This is a genomic window from Oleiphilus messinensis (genome assembly GCF_002162375.1).
Classification (GTDB): domain Bacteria; phylum Pseudomonadota; class Gammaproteobacteria; order Pseudomonadales; family Oleiphilaceae; genus Oleiphilus; species Oleiphilus messinensis.
Map to the genome: position 1 here is coordinate 3,684,604 of NZ_CP021425.1, position 16,327 is coordinate 3,700,930.

Annotated in this window: 14 protein-coding genes; all 14 read right to left on the reverse strand. The window is 48.9% G+C overall.

Annotation, left to right across the window (positions count from 1 at the left end; translation table 11 throughout):
* Positions 1-13 precede the first annotated feature (13 nt).
* On the reverse strand, positions 14-1,297 hold the full coding sequence (gene serS, locus OLMES_RS16110) for a serine--tRNA ligase (RefSeq protein WP_087462210.1): 1,284 nt from the start codon (positions 1,295-1,297) through the stop codon (positions 14-16).
* A 123-nt stretch (positions 1,298-1,420) separates the two neighbouring features.
* The gene (gene crcB / locus OLMES_RS16115; protein ID WP_087462211.1) at positions 1,421-1,804 is read right to left on the reverse strand and encodes a fluoride efflux transporter CrcB; all 384 of its coding nucleotides are present in this window, start codon (positions 1,802-1,804) and stop codon (positions 1,421-1,423) included.
* A gap of 39 nt (positions 1,805-1,843) precedes the next feature.
* Positions 1,844-3,247: a replication-associated recombination protein A gene (locus OLMES_RS16120; RefSeq protein ID WP_269767719.1), complete on the reverse strand. Its 1,404-nt coding sequence runs from the start codon at positions 3,245-3,247 to the stop codon at positions 1,844-1,846.
* The gene (lolA, locus tag OLMES_RS16125) at positions 3,195-3,926 is read right to left on the reverse strand and encodes an outer membrane lipoprotein chaperone LolA (RefSeq protein ID WP_087462213.1); all 732 of its coding nucleotides are present in this window, start codon (positions 3,924-3,926) and stop codon (positions 3,195-3,197) included. The genes OLMES_RS16120 and lolA overlap by 53 nt, the downstream gene beginning before the upstream one ends.
* A gap of 109 nt (positions 3,927-4,035) precedes the next feature.
* Positions 4,036-6,639, reverse strand: a complete 2,604-nt coding sequence (locus tag OLMES_RS28955; RefSeq protein WP_087462214.1) for a DNA translocase FtsK — start codon at positions 6,637-6,639, stop codon at positions 4,036-4,038.
* A gap of 141 nt (positions 6,640-6,780) precedes the next feature.
* Complete coding sequence (locus OLMES_RS16135; protein WP_087462215.1) at positions 6,781-7,998, reverse strand: O-succinylhomoserine sulfhydrylase; 1,218 nt, start codon at positions 7,996-7,998, stop codon at positions 6,781-6,783.
* A gap of 19 nt (positions 7,999-8,017) precedes the next feature.
* A complete protein-coding gene (gene purF, locus OLMES_RS16140; RefSeq protein ID WP_087462216.1) occupies positions 8,018-9,538 on the reverse strand; it encodes an amidophosphoribosyltransferase in 1,521 nt (506 codons plus the stop codon).
* Positions 9,539-9,696: 158 nt separating this feature from the next.
* On the reverse strand, positions 9,697-10,194 hold the full coding sequence (locus tag OLMES_RS16145; RefSeq protein WP_087464516.1) for a CvpA family protein: 498 nt from the start codon (positions 10,192-10,194) through the stop codon (positions 9,697-9,699).
* Positions 10,195-10,369: 175 nt separating this feature from the next.
* Entirely contained in the window at positions 10,370-11,227 is an 858-nt protein-coding gene (locus tag OLMES_RS16150; protein WP_087462217.1) for an SPOR domain-containing protein, read from the reverse strand.
* Positions 11,217-12,593, reverse strand: coding sequence for a bifunctional folylpolyglutamate synthase/dihydrofolate synthase (locus tag OLMES_RS16155; RefSeq protein WP_087462218.1), 1,377 nt, complete (start codon positions 12,591-12,593; stop codon positions 11,217-11,219). Before OLMES_RS16155 ends, OLMES_RS16150 begins: the two co-directional genes overlap by 11 nt.
* Positions 12,593-13,396 carry a tryptophan synthase subunit alpha gene (gene trpA, locus OLMES_RS16160; protein WP_087462219.1) on the reverse strand — a complete coding sequence of 268 codons (804 nt, stop codon included), beginning with the start codon at positions 13,394-13,396 and terminating at the stop codon, positions 12,593-12,595. Before trpA ends, OLMES_RS16155 begins: the two co-directional genes overlap by 1 nt.
* A gap of 32 nt (positions 13,397-13,428) precedes the next feature.
* The gene (gene trpB / locus OLMES_RS16165; protein ID WP_087462220.1) at positions 13,429-14,649 is read right to left on the reverse strand and encodes a tryptophan synthase subunit beta; all 1,221 of its coding nucleotides are present in this window, start codon (positions 14,647-14,649) and stop codon (positions 13,429-13,431) included.
* Positions 14,630-15,262 carry a phosphoribosylanthranilate isomerase gene (locus OLMES_RS16170; protein ID WP_087462221.1) on the reverse strand — a complete coding sequence of 211 codons (633 nt, stop codon included), beginning with the start codon at positions 15,260-15,262 and terminating at the stop codon, positions 14,630-14,632. Before OLMES_RS16170 ends, trpB begins: the two co-directional genes overlap by 20 nt.
* Before the next feature lie 210 nt (positions 15,263-15,472).
* Positions 15,473-16,312, reverse strand: coding sequence for a tRNA pseudouridine(38-40) synthase TruA (truA, locus tag OLMES_RS16175; RefSeq protein ID WP_087462222.1), 840 nt, complete (start codon positions 16,310-16,312; stop codon positions 15,473-15,475).
* Positions 16,313-16,327: the final 15 nt, after the last annotated feature.

The window sequence follows — 16,327 nt, forward strand, 5'->3', positions numbered from 1 at the left end:
CAAAAAGCACGCTTTACTGCGGTGCGTTGATTCGCTCCTGTCCACCCATATAAGGGCGTAAAACCTCAGGCACAATGATGGAGCCATCTTCCTGCTGATAATTTTCCATCACCGCAATCATGGTTCTACCCACCGCGAGTCCTGAACCATTCAATGTATGCACCAACTCTGGCTTGCCGGTTTCAGGATTACGCCATCTTGCCTGCATGCGACGCGCCTGGAAATCACGGGTATTACTGCAAGACGAGATTTCACGATATTTACCCTGGCCCGGCAACCAAACCTCGATGTCATAGGTTTTAGCGGCGGAGAAGCCCATATCACCGCCACATAAGATGACGACACGATACGGTAAACCCAGTTGTTGCAGGATTCCTTCAGCGTGACCGGTAAGTTGCTCCAGCGCGGCATCTGATTCTTCCGGCTTGACCACCTGCACCAATTCAACTTTATCAAATTGATGCTGACGGATCATACCTCGAACATCACGCCCATGAGATCCAGCTTCACTTCTGAAACAAGGGGTATGACAAACAAACTTGAGCGGCATTTGTTCAGCGGGGACAATTGTATCCCGTACAATATTCGTCGCTGGAACCTCTGCTGTTGGAATCAGATAAAAATCTCGCTCTCCGGGAACTTTGAACAAATCTTCTTCAAATTTGGGAAGCTGCCCCGTACCATAGAGTGAATCCGCATTCACCAGATAAGGCACATAGGCTTCTTCGTAGCCATTTTCCAGCGTGTGCGTATTCAGCATGAACTGGGCCAAAGCACGATGCAGTCGAGCAAACTCCCCGCGCAATACTGCAAACCGGGCACCGGTAAGCTTACTGGCGGTATCAAAATCCAGATTCTTGCGTAAGTCACCCAAATCAACATGATCACGGGGCTCAAAGCTGAATTCCTGCGGTGTGCCCCACAATCTCACTTCAACATTGTCGTCTTCTGATGCCCCTTCCGGTACATTGTCATCAGGTAGATTGGGAATGCCATCCAGAATGGCCTGCAGCTCATCCTGTATCACCTTTAACTCATCCTTCGCGGATTCAAGAGCAGCACCGAACTGGTCCATCTCGGCAATCAGGGGCTGGATATCTTCACCGGCAGCCTTGGCCTTACCAATCATTTTTGATCGGGAATTGCGTTCGCTTTGCAACTGCTCTGTTTTGGTCTGCACATTTTTTCGCTTTGCTTCAAGCTCATTAATTTGTGCAACATCCAATTTAAAACCTTTCCTTTTCAGGCGCTCGGCTACTGCATCAATATCAGTTCTTATTAATTTGGCATCTAACATGAAACTTTACTTACCTTTTTTCCAATCCTAAAAATGTCGGTTTACAGCCACTCCAAAAATCGCCCGTAAACATTATGACAGTAGAAACGCTCTGACAATAGAAACGCTCTGACACAAGAAATACTATGACAACAGCGACCTGGATGTATAAATACCCAGCGCAATGGCGAGCACACATAGTATAACGCTGCTCAACGTGTATATCACGGACTGCATGATCCGGCCCTCCTGAAGCATGAGGAATGCCTCAAGGGAATACGTTGAAAACGTCGTAAACGCCCCCAGAAACCCCACAACAGTCACAGCCCTGAATTCGGGATAGGCATGCATTTTCTGTATGACTACAACATACAGAACTCCCATCAGGAATGAACCGAGAATATTAACTGCTAATGTTCCAAATGGAAACTGCGTACCCGCAAAAGTACTCACCCAACCAATGACGAGATATCGGCACACCGCGCCAAGCGCGCCACCAAGTGCGACCGCCAGTATTTGAGTCAACATTTGATTCTACCTGCTTAGCTTGACATTCTTTTTACGGTCTCAGGACTCAGGCTCTTGCGTCCCGGAACCATAACGCTTTTTATCTGCATGACAATTCAATTCACGCAGATACTCCAGCTTTTGTCCGATTTTCTGCTCCAGACCCCGGTCTGTCGGGTAATAAAACCGAGCCCCATCCAGTTGTTCCGGAAAATAAGACTCACCCGCAGCGAACGCCATAGGTTCATCGTGGGCATACCGGTATTCCTCACCATAACCCAACGACTTGAGCAATTGCGTCGGTGCATTCCTCAGATGGGCAGGAACATCGAAGGCCGGTGCGTCAGCGATGGCTTTACGACATTGATTAAAAGCGGTGTAGACCGCATTACTTTTAGGTGCGACAGCCAAATAAGTCACCGCCTGCGCTATCGCCAATTCGCCCTCGGGTGAGCCCAAGCGCTCCATGGTCTGCCACGCATCCAAAGCAATGGTCAGTGCTTTCGGATCGGCATTGCCGATATCTTCACTCGCCATTCTCACAACACGACGGGCCACATACAAGGGATCGCAGCCACCATCCAGCATCCGACAATACCAATACAAAGCAGCGTCCGGATCTGACCCTCTTACGGATTTATGCAGCGCGGAAATCTGCTCATAGAAGATATCGCCGCCTTTATCGAATGATCGGGCGTTATAAAGGCCGAGTTCCCGCACCTGTGCCATGCCGATCTTACTTGATCCAGAGGCCTGTGCCTGCTGAATCAGGATTTCCAGGAGATTGAGCGCCCTCCTCGCATCACCGTCCGCCAACTTTGCGAGCGCAAGCACGGCCTCATCCAATACAGCCAATCCTGTAGCGTTGAAACCGAATTGCGCCGTGATTGTTTTTTCAAGCAGTGCAATGAGCTCGTCATCCGTGAGTTTATTCAGGGTGTACACCCGAGCCCGGGAAAGTAGTGCGTTATTCAAACTGAACGAGGGATTTTCTGTCGTGGCTCCGACAAACACGATGGTTCCATTTTCGATATAGGGCAAAAATGCATCTTGCTGACTTTTGTTAAATCGATGAACTTCATCGACAAACAAAACCGTCTGTTGTTGCCGGCTGGTTTGATTCATCTTGGCCTGTCCGACCGCTTCCTTTATCTCCTTCACACCACTCATCACAGCGGACAAACTAATAAAGCAAGCGTTGCCGGATTGAGCTAAGAGATTTGCGAAACTGGTTTTACCCACCCCTGGTGGGCCCCAAAGAATCATCGAATGCAGCACGCCCTGACATAAGGCATCATGCAGGGGTTCACCGGGAGCCAGCAAGTGGCTCTGCCCGAAAAAATCTTCCACTTTTTTGGGCCGAACCCTGGCCGCTAATGGCTCAAAACGATCGCCTTGACAGGAAAACAAATCACTCACGAATGACATCAACCCCATCAGGGATAGGGTACTGAAGCGCTTCATCGGAGAGTTCTATATTGGCCTGAACTTCCGTAAATGAGAGCGTCGTTTTCTGTCCGAGAGAATCCCGTAAGCGCATCTCGATTATCTGCCCCTCAATAAATTTGAGACTCAGTGATTCAAACAATGAATCATTGCTTTTGGGTATGAGCGAGAAAATCTCGACGCCCTGCTTGAAGTGATATTCAACACGGTAAGATGCAGACAAATTTTCTACATCGCCGCTGAGCAACAATGCCGGGGTACTGGCGGCCTCCGGATTCATTTTCTGAATCGTGACCTGTTCCAGGTCTGGGTCATAAACCGTGACTAACGAACCATCTGAAAAGATAACCTGTTCCAGGGGTGGGTCCGTATGCCATAAAAACTGTCCAGGTCGCCGTGCCAGAAATCGCCCTTGTGTTTCCTGAATTACAGCCCCGGATTTATCAACCATAAACTGTACAAAGCGAGACTTGAAGGTTTCCAATCCTTTGAGATTCGCTGCCAGCTTTTCAGTGGCGAGTTGATTATCCGTTGTATCACTATTTATATTTTGGGCAGACCCCGTGGCGCTGAGCTGCTCACTTTGGGGAAGGTTTACATCATCTGGAGCCGCAACGTCCGCATCAGTATTCGCAATAGCAAGCGCACTCAAAAAGCTTAACAGAGCAGCCACAAAGCTATTTATTACAGTTCCCACATCAACTCCTTTTTATTACATTCGTACGGAATTATTCCGTTCTTTTTCGCCCAAGGCTGGCTACAAGTCAAATCAATTTTTGGTAAGCTTTCATTGTTCAGTACGACGACTAATCTTTGGGCGCTGGTGGTGCCAGAACTTCCCGGGCACCATTATGTCCTGCCGGGCTGACCACACCCGCCGCCTCCATAGACTCAACCAGGTTTGCCGCACGATTGTAACCGATCTTCAATTTACGCTGTACCGCAGAGATTGAAGCCTTGCGAGACTCAGTAACGAATGCGACAGCCTCATCATAAAGCGGGTCACCTTCATCCCCACTATCACCACCTTCCGAGGCGATACCTGGCACAGCGTCAGGCTCACCACCAGTGAGTACCTCTTCGAGATAGTTTGGCAAACCTCTACGCTTCCAGGCATCAACAACTCGGTGCACCTCTTCATCCGACACGAATGCACCGTGCACACGCTCGGGTAAAGCGGTTCCCGGAGGCAAGTAAAGCATGTCACCATGACCCAGAAGTTGTTCTGCTCCGCCCTGGTCGATAATAGTCCTGGAATCGATCCTGGATGAAACCTGAAACGCAATTCGAGTCGGAATATTCGCTTTAATCAAACCGGTGATAACATCTACCGAAGGTCTTTGGGTCGCCAATATCAAATGAATACCGGCAGCACGTGCCTTTTGTGCAATTCGCGCTATAAGCTCTTCAACTTTTTTGCCCACAATCATCATCATGTCGGCAAATTCGTCAATCACGACCACTATAAAGGGTAAGGTCTCAAGGTCAGGCCTGTTTTCTTCTTCATTGTCCATTACATCATGGGGATTCCAGAGCGGATCTTTAATGGGCTCCCCTTCTTTTATGGCATCTTTTATTTTTCGATTGAATCCGGCAATATTACGCACCCCCATATGCGCCATGAGCTTGTAACGGCGTTCCATTTCAGCAACACTCCATCGGAGTGCATTCGCCGCTTCTTTCATATCGGTTACAACGGGAGTTAACAGGTGGGGAATCCCCTCGTAAACAGATAATTCCAGCATTTTGGGGTCAACCATGATGAAGCGAACTTCTTCGGGTGTCGCTTTAAACAACACACTCAAAATCATGGCATTTACGCCTACGGATTTACCGGAACCGGTTGTACCCGCAACCAGCAAATGGGGCATTTTTGCAAGATTCGCAACCACCGCAGTACCGGAAATATCATTCCCCAGCGCCAGCGTGAGTGCTGAATCCGACTCTTCAAACTGAGGCGTAGACAATACCTCCCTGAATCGGACGATCTCCCTGACTTCATTTGGAATTTCGATACCCACGACCGATTTACCGGGAATGACTTCGACAACCCGAACACTCAACACCGCCAGTGAACGCGCAAGATCCTTAGCCAGATTGGTAATTTTATTCACCTTGACGCCAGCTGCAGGCTGGATTTCAAACCGCGTAATCACGGGCCCCGGGTTAACTGCAACCACCTCGGCCTGAACACCAAAATCGAGTAATTTCACTTCCAGCAATCTGGACATGTTTTCCAGCAATTCTTCTGAATAACCGGACTTTTTATCCGGATCAGGCGGGTCGAGCAAGGTGAGAGCGGGAATCGGTGAATCACTTTCATCAAACAACGATGGCTGGGTCATCTTGTTGGGTTTTCGAAACTCGGCATGTTTTGATTTCAGGGGCTCTATTGGGACGGATTTTCCTTTTTTCCCTTTTGGCGGTTCTGAATCTTTGTTTTTCCGCGGGTTCACGGGCGCACTTTCCGCTCCGGCATTGTTACTCACTACGCCGGATTCATCCATTGCGTCAGACAACACCTCGCCAAAACTGGGTTCCGTTCGCGGCACCTTCTCTTTGGACTTTTTATTGGACTTCTTCAGGAAACCGAGCAGCTTCTTCCCCCCCGCCGCTTCTTCATCGTGTTCCGAGCTGTCTTCACGACCAACACGGTCAACGTGAGCAGGCTTTTTCCGGACTTTAACGTTATCCTCGCCAGCCGTGGTCTTGCGCTGAGACTTAGCGTCTGACAACGAAGGGTCAACTCTTTGGGTAAGCATCGGTGGCTCGGTTCGTTGCTCATTAGTCCCTCCCGGTATCAAGGCAAACAACCAATCGAAGATTTTTAGGGTTAGCGCTCCCAGCTCATCCATCAGGCGCAACCAGGAAACTCCAGTAAACACGGTAACCGCAAATAAAAACACGGAAACCAGAATTAACGTACTGCCGAGGATATTGAAGGCCGGCACCAGCGATTTGGTAATCTCCTGTCCGATAATACCACCCGACATGACTTTGCCAGCAAACGGGTACAACGATAGGAATGCGGTCGCAGCCAGCAAAATCAACAGGAACCCAATGAGCCTCAGAAAAAACAAAGGCCAGTGGAAATGGCTGGTTTTTTTACGGTTTTTAAAGATAGTCCAGCCTCTGTATGCCATCAAAACCGGAAACAGATAGGCCACTTGACCAAAGAAATAGAACAAAACATCCGCAAACCAGGCACCAGTTCGACCTGCGTAGTTTGTCGCTTCACCGACATGGCCGGTCGTCGTCCAGCCTGGATCATTGGGATTATATGAGAAAAGTGCCATGGCCACATAAACACAAAAGGCCACGATTGCAATCAGAGCCCCTTCTTTGAGGCCCTGGGAAAGGTACTGTTGAAATATCCGCTGCTTTTCAGATGCTGTATTGTTTTCCGCCATCAGACTCACGTTTATGCCACGCTCTTGATTTTATTCAGGTTTACTCTTAGAAAAGCTCTGTATTTAATTGATAAGTATAGATCTTTTCTCAGAGTTTACACCTTGCGGAACGCTTTTCACAGCCATATATTTCCTACAGGGCTATGCTATACTCGCTAGTCCTTGCTGCAGGTCTCCAATGATATCCTGCACATCTTCCAAGCCGACAGACATCCTGATCAGATTTTCACTGATTCCCGATTTCGCTTTAACCTCATCACTCAATCGTCCATGGGTCGTCGTCGCGGGGTGCGTGATGGTGGTTTTTGCATCCCCCAGATTTGCAGTGATAGACATAATCTTCAACGAATCGATGAGCGCCCAAGCCTCTGCCCTGCCCCCACGAACCGTGAAAGATACCACACCGCCAAATGCCGACTGTTGCTTGCTGGCGAGCTCGTGCTGAGGGTGACTTGCCAATCCGGAATAAAAAACTTTTTCGACCATCGGCTGTTCTGTCAACCACTGTGCAACTTTGAGTGCGCTCTCACTATGGGCTCGCATACGAATTCCCAAGGTTTCCAGGCCCTTCAGAAAAACCCAGGCATTGAACGGGCTCATCGTTGTACCCGCAGAGCGGAGGAAACCATAAACCTCTTCCATCACGCTGGCTTTGCCCACAGCCACACCACCGATACAACGCCCCTGACCATCCAGATATTTGGTTGCTGAATGAATGACGATGTCCGCCCCCAGCTCTATGGGCTTTTGCAGTATGGGCGTACAGAAGCAATTATCGACAACGAGCAAGGCGTCGCACCCATGAGCCAAATCAGCCAATTTGGCGATGTCTGCGATTTCGGCGAGCGGATTCGAAGGTGTTTCAAGGAAAAACAATTTCGTGTTGCTTTGTACCGCGTTTTTCCAACCATCCACATCGACAAGATCAACAAATGTCGTGGTGATCCCCGCCCGACTCAAATACTTTTCGAACAGAACATTAGTCGTACCAAAAACGCTGCGGGAACTGACGATGTGATCCCCGTTCTGCAACAAGCCCAGACAGGTACTTAATATGGCCGCCATGCCTGAAGAGGTTGCAACACCTCGCTCCGCACCTTCCATCGCAGCAATACGATCTTCAAACATTTTTACGGTCGGATTGGTGAAACGGGAATAGATATTTCCCGGCTCATCACCGGCAAAACGGGCTGCAGCCTGCTGTGCTGAAGAAAAAACAAAACTGGATGTTGGGAATATTGCCTCCGAGTGTTCCAGCTCCGGAGACCGGATCTGGCCTGCTCTGACGGCTAACGTTTCCGTTTTGGCCCCTTCAAGACTCGCTTTAGGTATCTTGTTCCGATCTGTGGCGTCTGTCATAACCGATTTTCCAACAGGTCTAGTCGTTATTGTGCAGGTCGATGATATCGTCACTCGTACCCTGCTCTCCGTGCTGCTTGTTTTTACTGGCGTCATTACGCAACTGCTGCAGCCGCTCCAGATAATTCTGATCTATATCACCAGTAATGTATTCACCGTTGAAGACCGAGCATTCGAAATCCTGAACGTGAGGATTACCTTCCCGTGCCGACTCCAGCAGATCCTCGAGATCCTGATAGACCAACCAGTCTGCGCCGATCAGTTTTTCGACCTCTTTGTCGGTTCGGTTGTGGGCAATCAACTCTTCAGCTGCAGGCATATCAATTCCGTACACATTGGGGTAGCGCACAGCCGGTGCCGCTGAAGCAAAATAGACTTTCTCGGCACCTGCGTCGCGCGCCATTTGTACAATTTCCTTGCAGGTTGTGCCACGTACTATTGAATCATCAACCAACAATACGTTTTTGCCACGAAATTCCAGCTCAATCGCATTCAGCTTCTGCCGCACTGACTTTTTACGCTGCTGTTGACCAGGCATGATAAAAGTACGGCCGATATATCGATTCTTGATAAACCCTTCACGGAATTTTACACCGAGGTCATGGGCCATTTGCATCGCAGACGTACGGCTGGTATCTGGGATGGGGATTACGACATCAATATCATGCTCAGGTTTAAGCCGTTTGACTTTCTCCGCCAGTTTCTCCCCCATTCTCAGACGCGCTTTATAAACTGAAATCTGGTCGATGATCGAGTCTGGGCGGGCAAAATAAACATGTTCGAAAATACAAGGTATCAGCTTGTGATCGTCAGCGCATTGCTGCGTATAAAGCTGACCATCAGACTCGATATATATTGCTTCGCCTGGCTCAATATCGCGAACCAGCGTAAAGCCGAGTGCACTCAGTGCAACACTCTCTGAAGCGATCATATATTCTACGCCTCGCGAGGTTTCTCGTTTGCCATAACACACCGGACGAATACCGTGGGGATCCCGGAATGCTACGATGCCATACCCGGTAATCATGGCAATAACGGCATAAGCACCCTTACAGCGTTTGTGTACCGCTTTTACTGCAGCGAAAACCTCGTCCTGGGTAGGAACCAACTTCCCTTGTTTTTGCAGCTCATGGGCAAATACATTCAACAGGACTTCGGAGTCAGAAGTTGTGTTGATATGTCGAAGATCAGTGCGAAACAAATCGTTGCTTAAATCTTCAGCATTGGTCAGGTTACCATTATGCGCAAGGGTAATTCCGTAAGGAGAGTTTACATAGAAGGGCTGTGCCTCGGCAGAACTTGAACTCCCAGCCGTCGGATACCGAACATGACCGATACCAACGTGCCCCTGAAGGCGTTTCATATGCCGGGTACGAAAAACGTCTCGAACCAACCCATTGTCTTTACGCAGAAAGAACCGATCATCCTGGTAGGTAACCATTCCGGCAGCGTCCTGTCCCCGGTGTTGTAAAACTGTCAGTGCATCATACAGCCACTGATTTACATTTTCTTTACCAACAATTCCAACAATACCGCACATGTAACTACCTCATGCCCCCGTCTTCGGACTAATCAATGCTTTTTAACTGACCGGACAACGATGTCGTCCGGTAAACCTGCAAATGACTGCAACGGTCAGTTGCAGTCAAATAAATCTTGCCTGACAAAGCAGAAAACAGACTGCCTGCCTCGACTTCATTAACTTGAAATCAATGGCGCGATATCATTATCAAATATTTCTCTGGACCAGTTTTCGATCAATTCAAGCTGCGCAATCATGACCGACTCAGACCACCAGGGATCTTCTTTGAGTGGCGTCAACCGCAACAATGCAATCATGACTATTGTAATGACAATACCACGAGCCAACCCGAAAAACATGCCTAACAATCGGTCTGTAGAGGTCAGCCCAGTCACTTTAATCAACTGCCCGACCAATCGGTTTAAGATCGAACCAATCAGTAACGTTACAACAAACAATATTAAGAAAGACACGCCATATCGAAGCGAAGGTGTACTGATTGAATCAACCAGAAGCGTTTCAAGATTACTGGCGAACAAACGGGCCACAAAAAATGCCGCAATCCAGGTGAGTAACGATAAAACTTCTTTGACAAACCCCCGCCACAAACTCAACACCGCAGAGATGCCAATAATGCCTATTATAACGCCATCAGCCCAATTTAACTGTTCCATGGTAACCGGTGTTCCGCTATCCATCCAAAGCCGGGCATTCTATCAAAGATTTGTTCCGGCCTGAATCGATAACAAAGGGAAAATCGCAGCAAATTGTCACCATTCGTACCCATTACAGTCGAGGGAGACAAATTGCCCGAAAGTCAATACAGTTTAGAAACTGTTTCAGCCGGTTTTACTCGGCATATTCAACAACCATTGGTTTCACATTGAGTTGCCTGGAAAGACCTGTTTTTGCTTTCTCCGCCGCATCCCGGTTTGCAAATGGGCCGGTCAAAACCCGCAGCAACGTTGTACCGGAACGATTCAAGGCAACAACCTGGGTACTATAACCACGCTGCACCGCTTCATCTCTGAGTCGATAGGCGTTGTTCTGGTTACCAAAGGTTCCCAGTTGTACAACCCATTTACCAACAAGATTTCCTGCAGCAGGTGTTGTATTTTCGATTGGTGATGTTTTTTCTATGGCGGGCGACGCCTTCCCTACTGTCGGTGCCGCTTTAGACACAGGAGTATTCACACCAGATTGATCAGATTGGCGGGCATCTCCGGAGTTGTGTACGGTGTTTCTTTCTTGGGACGTAGTTTTTTGGGACGTAGTTTTTTGGGATGTAGTTTCTTGGGACGTAGTTTCTTGCTTTTGCGCTATCGAGGCTTGCAATACGTCCTCATTCACCGCAAGGTCTGGCGGGGTGCTGCCTGGATAAACCTGGCCATCACTGGGGGCAACATCCATGCTTGGTTGAGCCTGAACATCAGGGATGCTTTGGGCAGTTTCATCGAGCTTTCGGAGGGAGGGTGCTTTGGGGGCACTAATGTTAATGATCTTTTCCGGAGGACGATCCGGGATCGGGATGACTATGTTTTTTTTCTCTTGGTGTGGCTCTTCAAAAATCATAGGCAAAAAAATGACTGCCAATGACACCAACACAACGGCACCGACCAAACGCTGCTTGAGCCCGTCCACTTTGCTCAACGGGGATGAGGGATTGCCATCAGCCGGTTCAGGCCGTATTTGATCATCATTTTCCATTTAACCGTTTCCATTCATTCTTCACTGCCGCTACGGTGTAAAATGAGCCACAAGCGATATTAAATTGTGTAGGCGTTTTATCTGGTTCGGACTGCAATAAATCGCGTAATGCGTCGCCAGCGGAGCCAAATGACTTGAACTCAAGCGTTTGCTTACGAGCAAGGGATTCGAGCTGCTCCAATGAACACGCACGGGGCACCGACAAAGGAAACAAATACCAGACATCGACAACGGGTTTTAATATTTCCGTAACGGATTCGATATCTTTGTCAGATAGCATTGAAAACAATACACAACATCGCTTACCGGGATGCTGTAATTTTAAAGCCGCAATCCGCCCCGCGAGAAATCGGGCTGCATGAGGATTATGTCCCACATCAACCCACAGGTGCCGAGCTGCATCGATCAACTCCAATCGTCCCGGTACGACCATATCACGAAAACACCGATCAACTTCGGATTGCACCAGTGATTCCCCCAACAACAGTACCGCTTGAATTGCGGCCATGCGATTTTGAAGAGGAAGCACATGGGGCGGTAATTGAAAGTGAACCTCCGAAACAGACTCAGAGTCAGTCTTTTGACCAGCAACAAAGGGAATAACGCGAAAACGAGCCGTCACGGAGTCGGCCAGATTGTCTGTACAATTACCGCCATCATCACCAGCATCTAACTGCCCATAGGCTTGACCCAAACGCAACAATGTCACCTTCTGAGCCTGCACTTGCTGAAGCACACTGCTTGGCGGGTTGGCTTCCGCATAAATCGCAGATTGCCCGAAGCGAAGAATCCCGGCCTTTTCAAAACCGATCTTTTCGCGGTCATCTCCCAACCAATCCATATGATCGAGATCCACGGATGTGATAATGGCTAAATCCGGGTCAATTATATTAACTGCATCCAATCGACCGCCCAGACCGACTTCAAGTACTGCATAGTCGAGGCTACTTTGCGCAAAAACATCAAACGCAACCAGTGTTGTATATTCGAAATACGTAAGACTGGTTTTTCCTCGCGCCGCTTCCACCCGAACAAAACTATCAACGAGTTTCTGGTCTTCCACCTCAATACCGTTAACTCTGACACGCTCATTAAAACGCTCGATATGGGGCGATGTATAGCAGCCGACCTGGGCACCTTTATTGAGCAGCAGCCGCTCAATTACAGCAACCGTCGAACCTTTGCCATTGGTGCCAGCCACAGTGATCACTTTTGCCCCGGGCTTACCTTTACGACCATTATTTTTTTGTAGCTTTCGGTACACGAGCAGAATTCGATCCAGCCCCATATCGATTTCGGAACAATGCATGGTTTCGATATAGGCCAGCCACTGCGCCAATGACTTTTTATGGGCTAAATTACTCATCAGGCGTCGATTGCCGCTCGCATTTCACTTAAGATTTGATGTAAAGCAGCCTTTAATTCATCTGGACGATCTGCAAATTCAGCGATACGGTTAACTAACGCACTGCCAACAATAATACCATCGGCAACCTGTGCAACCGCAGCAGCCGACTTGGCATCCTTGATACCGAAACCGACACCAACGGGAAGATCAGTTTTTGCCTTTATCTCGGCAAGCTTTTCCTCCACTCCCGCAACATCCAAAGCGCCAGATCCCGTCACCCCTTTAACCGATACATAATAAACGTAACCGGTTGAGTAATGGCAGATCGAACTGATACGGTCATTGTCAGTGGTGGGTGCCAACAGGAATATGGCATCCAGATCCGCATTTTTGAGCTGCAAACAAAAAGTTTCTGCCTCTTCCGGCGGTAAATCAACGGTCAGGACACCATCTACACCCGCCTCTTTAGCCGCAGAAACGAATTGCTCGTATCCCATCACCTCGATCGGATTCAAATATCCCATCAATACCACGGGTGTGGTTTGATCCGTCTCACGAAAGGCTTTTACGATACCCAGCACATCACGCAGTGACGTGTTGTGCTCCAACGCCCGCTCACAAGCGAGCTGAATCACGGGGCCGTCCGCCATTGGATCGGAAAACGGCACACCGAGCTCAATCACATCTGCACCGGCATCCACAAGCGTCTGCATCAGCGACAGGGTCAAACCGGGATTGGGGTCACCGGCTGTAATATAGGGAATCAAAGCTTTTTTGTTTTGTTCTTTAAGTGTTTCAAAGGTTTGCGCGATGCGGCTCATAATCTATGACTCAGTGCTGTATTTTTCGGATCTTAAACGGTTATTCCATCAATTTTGGCGATAGTATGGATATCTTTATCCCCCCGCCCCGACAGATTTATGACCATTATCTCGTCCTTGCTCATTTCTTTGGCTTTTTTCATACCATAAGCAATTGCATGGCTTGATTCCAGGGCTGGCATAATTCCCTCAACACGAGTCAATGCCCGGAACGCATCCAACGCCTCTTCGTCCGTTACTGCAACATACTGAGCACGATTCACATCCTTCAACCAGGAATGCTCTGGACCAACACCCGGGTAATCCAAGCCAGCCGATACGGAATGGGTACTGGCAATCTGACCGTTCTCGTCTTCCATCAAATAAGTACGATTACCATGCAGCACACCCGGCTTTCCGGCACACAATGGCGCGGCGTGCTGTCCTGTTTCAATACCGTATCCCGCAGCCTCAACACCGATCATTTCAACGCTGGAGTCAGGAATAAACGGGTAAAACATCCCCATGGCATTTGAGCCACCACCAACGCAGGCTACCAGAACGTCTGGAAGACGACCTTCTTTTTCCATAATCTGCGCTTTGGTTTCGCGACCGATAACCGACTGAAAGTCCCGAACCAGCATCGGATATGGATGGGGCCCTGCTACGGTACCGATAATGTAAAAAGTATTATCTACGTTGGTAACCCAGTCACGAAGCGCTTCATTCATGGCATCTTTCAGTGTTTTGGTTCCGCTCTCTACCGGTAATACTTCTGCACCAAGGAGCTTCATACGGTAAACGTTGAGGGCTTGACGCTGAACATCTTCCGCCCCCATAAAAACTTTACACTCCAACCCGAGTCGCGCCGCTACCGTAGCGGTTGCAACACCGTGTTGTCCCGCTCCGGTTTCCGCGATGACACGGGGCTTGCCCAGATATTTAGCCAGCAACGCCTGCCCAATCGTATTGTTGACTTTGTGCGCGCCAGTATGATTCAGATCTTCGCGTTTCAGGTAAATTTTCGCACCGCCAACTCTTCGGGTTAGATGCTCGGCAAAATAGACCGGGGAAGGCCTCCCCACGTAGTCCGCCAAATCCTGATCAAACTCTCTCTGGAATTCAGGATCATCTTTAAGGCGTGCATACTCCTTTTCCAACTGGAGCAAGGACGGCATTAAGGTCTCGGAAACAAAGCGCCCACCATATATACCAAAGTGCCCCTTGTCGTCAGGCAATGATTTTAAAAAGTCTTCAGTAAACGTTTTGTGCACGCCACACCTCTTTAATAAATTCTTGTACTGCTGATTGATTTTTTATGCCCTTGGCCTGTTCAACCCCACCACTGACGTCGACGGCGTAGGGCTTGATCATTGAAACTGCTTCGGCCACATTTTGGGGGTCAAGTCCCCCGGCAAGAATAACATAATGCGCCAACTCTACAGGAATGAGCCCCCAATCAAACTTTTGACCGGTCCCGCCAGGTACACCTTTTACATACGCATCAAGAAGCAGATTCTTGGCGCTGGGATATTGGGCTAACGCATCTCGTATCTGATTCTCGGTGTTAACCCTCACCGCTTTTATATAAGGCCGGTCAAATTGTTTACAATAGGACTCAGTCTCATTGCCATGAAATTGCAGCAACTCCAGTTCGACGGAGCTTAACACATTTCTCACTGCGGTTTCGTCATGATCAACAAACAAGCCGACCTTGGCAACAAAAGCCGGTACTTGAGCACAAATACGCGCTGCGGCTTCCGGGGCGACATAACGAGGACTTTTTTCATAAAACACAAACCCCAGAGCATCTGCTCCGGCAGCGACTGCTGAGAGGGCATCCTCCGGATTGGTGATACCACATATTTTGACTCGAACTCTGGACATAGTACTTTTCTGTCATCTACTCGGCACTCGCAGCATAGATACAACCATGGCTAGCGCGCACCTGATTCCACCGGGGTCATCGATTATAACGGCAAAGCCCCCTGGAATAAATTTTTTGTGGTCCATCCGTCGATTCACTAGCTCTGATGACGATGACGAATCGAGATACCGCAACTATTCAAACCAGTGAAGCTATTAGAACTACCACAACTACTCGGGTTGCTGCAGGAACTCCGGCCCTAACCCCAAATCGGGAATTGCAAACGCTTCCGGATACTGGACATTGACCAGATAAAGCCCCTCAGGGGGTGCAGTGACACCTCCCCGGGTTCGGTCTTTCAAGGCAAGAACCTCTCCACACCAGCTGACCGGTTTTTTACCGCAGCCAATCTCCATCAATACACCGGCAATATTTCTGACCATATGATGCAAAAATGCGTTAGCCTGAATATCAATCACGACATACCGATGGTAACGGGTGACATTGATAAAGTGGACATTTCGAAATGGTGTTTTAGACTGACACCCGACCGCTCTGAATGAGCTGAAATCCAACTCACCAATCAGGCTCTGGGCTGCAGCATGCATACGATCAGCATCGAGCGGACGAAACTGCCAGGTAACCAGATTGCGCATCAACGAGGGTCGCAGGGAATGATTGTAGATTACATAACGATAGCGTCGGGCAGTGGCACTGAAGCGGGCGTGAAAATCACTGGCAGCATTGTCGATGTGTAGCAACCTGACATCGTCAGGGAGATTGGTGTTTACCCCTAAAAGCCATGCTCGCTGATCCCGGACTACCGGGCAGTCAAAATGCACTACCTGAGCGGTACCATGGACGGCGGCATCTGTTCGGCCGGCACAAGTGGTACTGACTGGTACATTGGCCACTTTGGACAAACCATATTCCAACGCCCCTTGGACACTGGGAACACCATTATTCTGGATCTGCCATCCGCGATACCCTGCACCGTCATATTCTACGATACAAAAAATACGGCCAGCACCTATTCGGGAGCTGGCCGTAGAGTCTGATTCATTTTTCACTGTTACCGCCACACT

Excerpts from the sequence above, each read along its gene's own strand:
- OLMES_RS16150 (WP_087462217.1), bottom strand. The coding sequence starts at position 11,227 with ATGGAAAATGATGATCAAATACGGCCTGAACCGGCTGATGGCAATCCC.
- OLMES_RS16155 (WP_087462218.1), bottom strand. The coding sequence starts at position 12,593 with ATGAGTAATTTAGCCCATAAAAAGTCATTGGCGCAGTGGCTGGCCTAT.
- serS (WP_087462210.1), bottom strand. The coding sequence starts at position 1,297 with ATGTTAGATGCCAAATTAATAAGAACTGATATTGATGCAGTAGCCGAG.
- OLMES_RS16170 (WP_087462221.1), bottom strand. The coding sequence starts at position 15,262 with ATGTCCAGAGTTCGAGTCAAAATATGTGGTATCACCAATCCGGAGGAT.
- OLMES_RS16120 (WP_269767719.1), bottom strand. The coding sequence starts at position 3,247 with ATGAAGCGCTTCAGTACCCTATCCCTGATGGGGTTGATGTCATTCGTG.
- trpA (WP_087462219.1), bottom strand. The coding sequence starts at position 13,396 with ATGAGCCGCATCGCGCAAACCTTTGAAACACTTAAAGAACAAAACAAA.
- purF (WP_087462216.1), bottom strand. The coding sequence starts at position 9,538 with ATGTGCGGTATTGTTGGAATTGTTGGTAAAGAAAATGTAAATCAGTGG.
- OLMES_RS16135 (WP_087462215.1), bottom strand. The coding sequence starts at position 7,998 with ATGACAGACGCCACAGATCGGAACAAGATACCTAAAGCGAGTCTTGAA.
- crcB (WP_087462211.1), bottom strand. The coding sequence starts at position 1,804 with ATGTTGACTCAAATACTGGCGGTCGCACTTGGTGGCGCGCTTGGCGCG.
- OLMES_RS28955 (WP_087462214.1), bottom strand. The coding sequence starts at position 6,639 with ATGGCGGAAAACAATACAGCATCTGAAAAGCAGCGGATATTTCAACAG.
- OLMES_RS16145 (WP_087464516.1), bottom strand. The coding sequence starts at position 10,194 with ATGGAACAGTTAAATTGGGCTGATGGCGTTATAATAGGCATTATTGGC.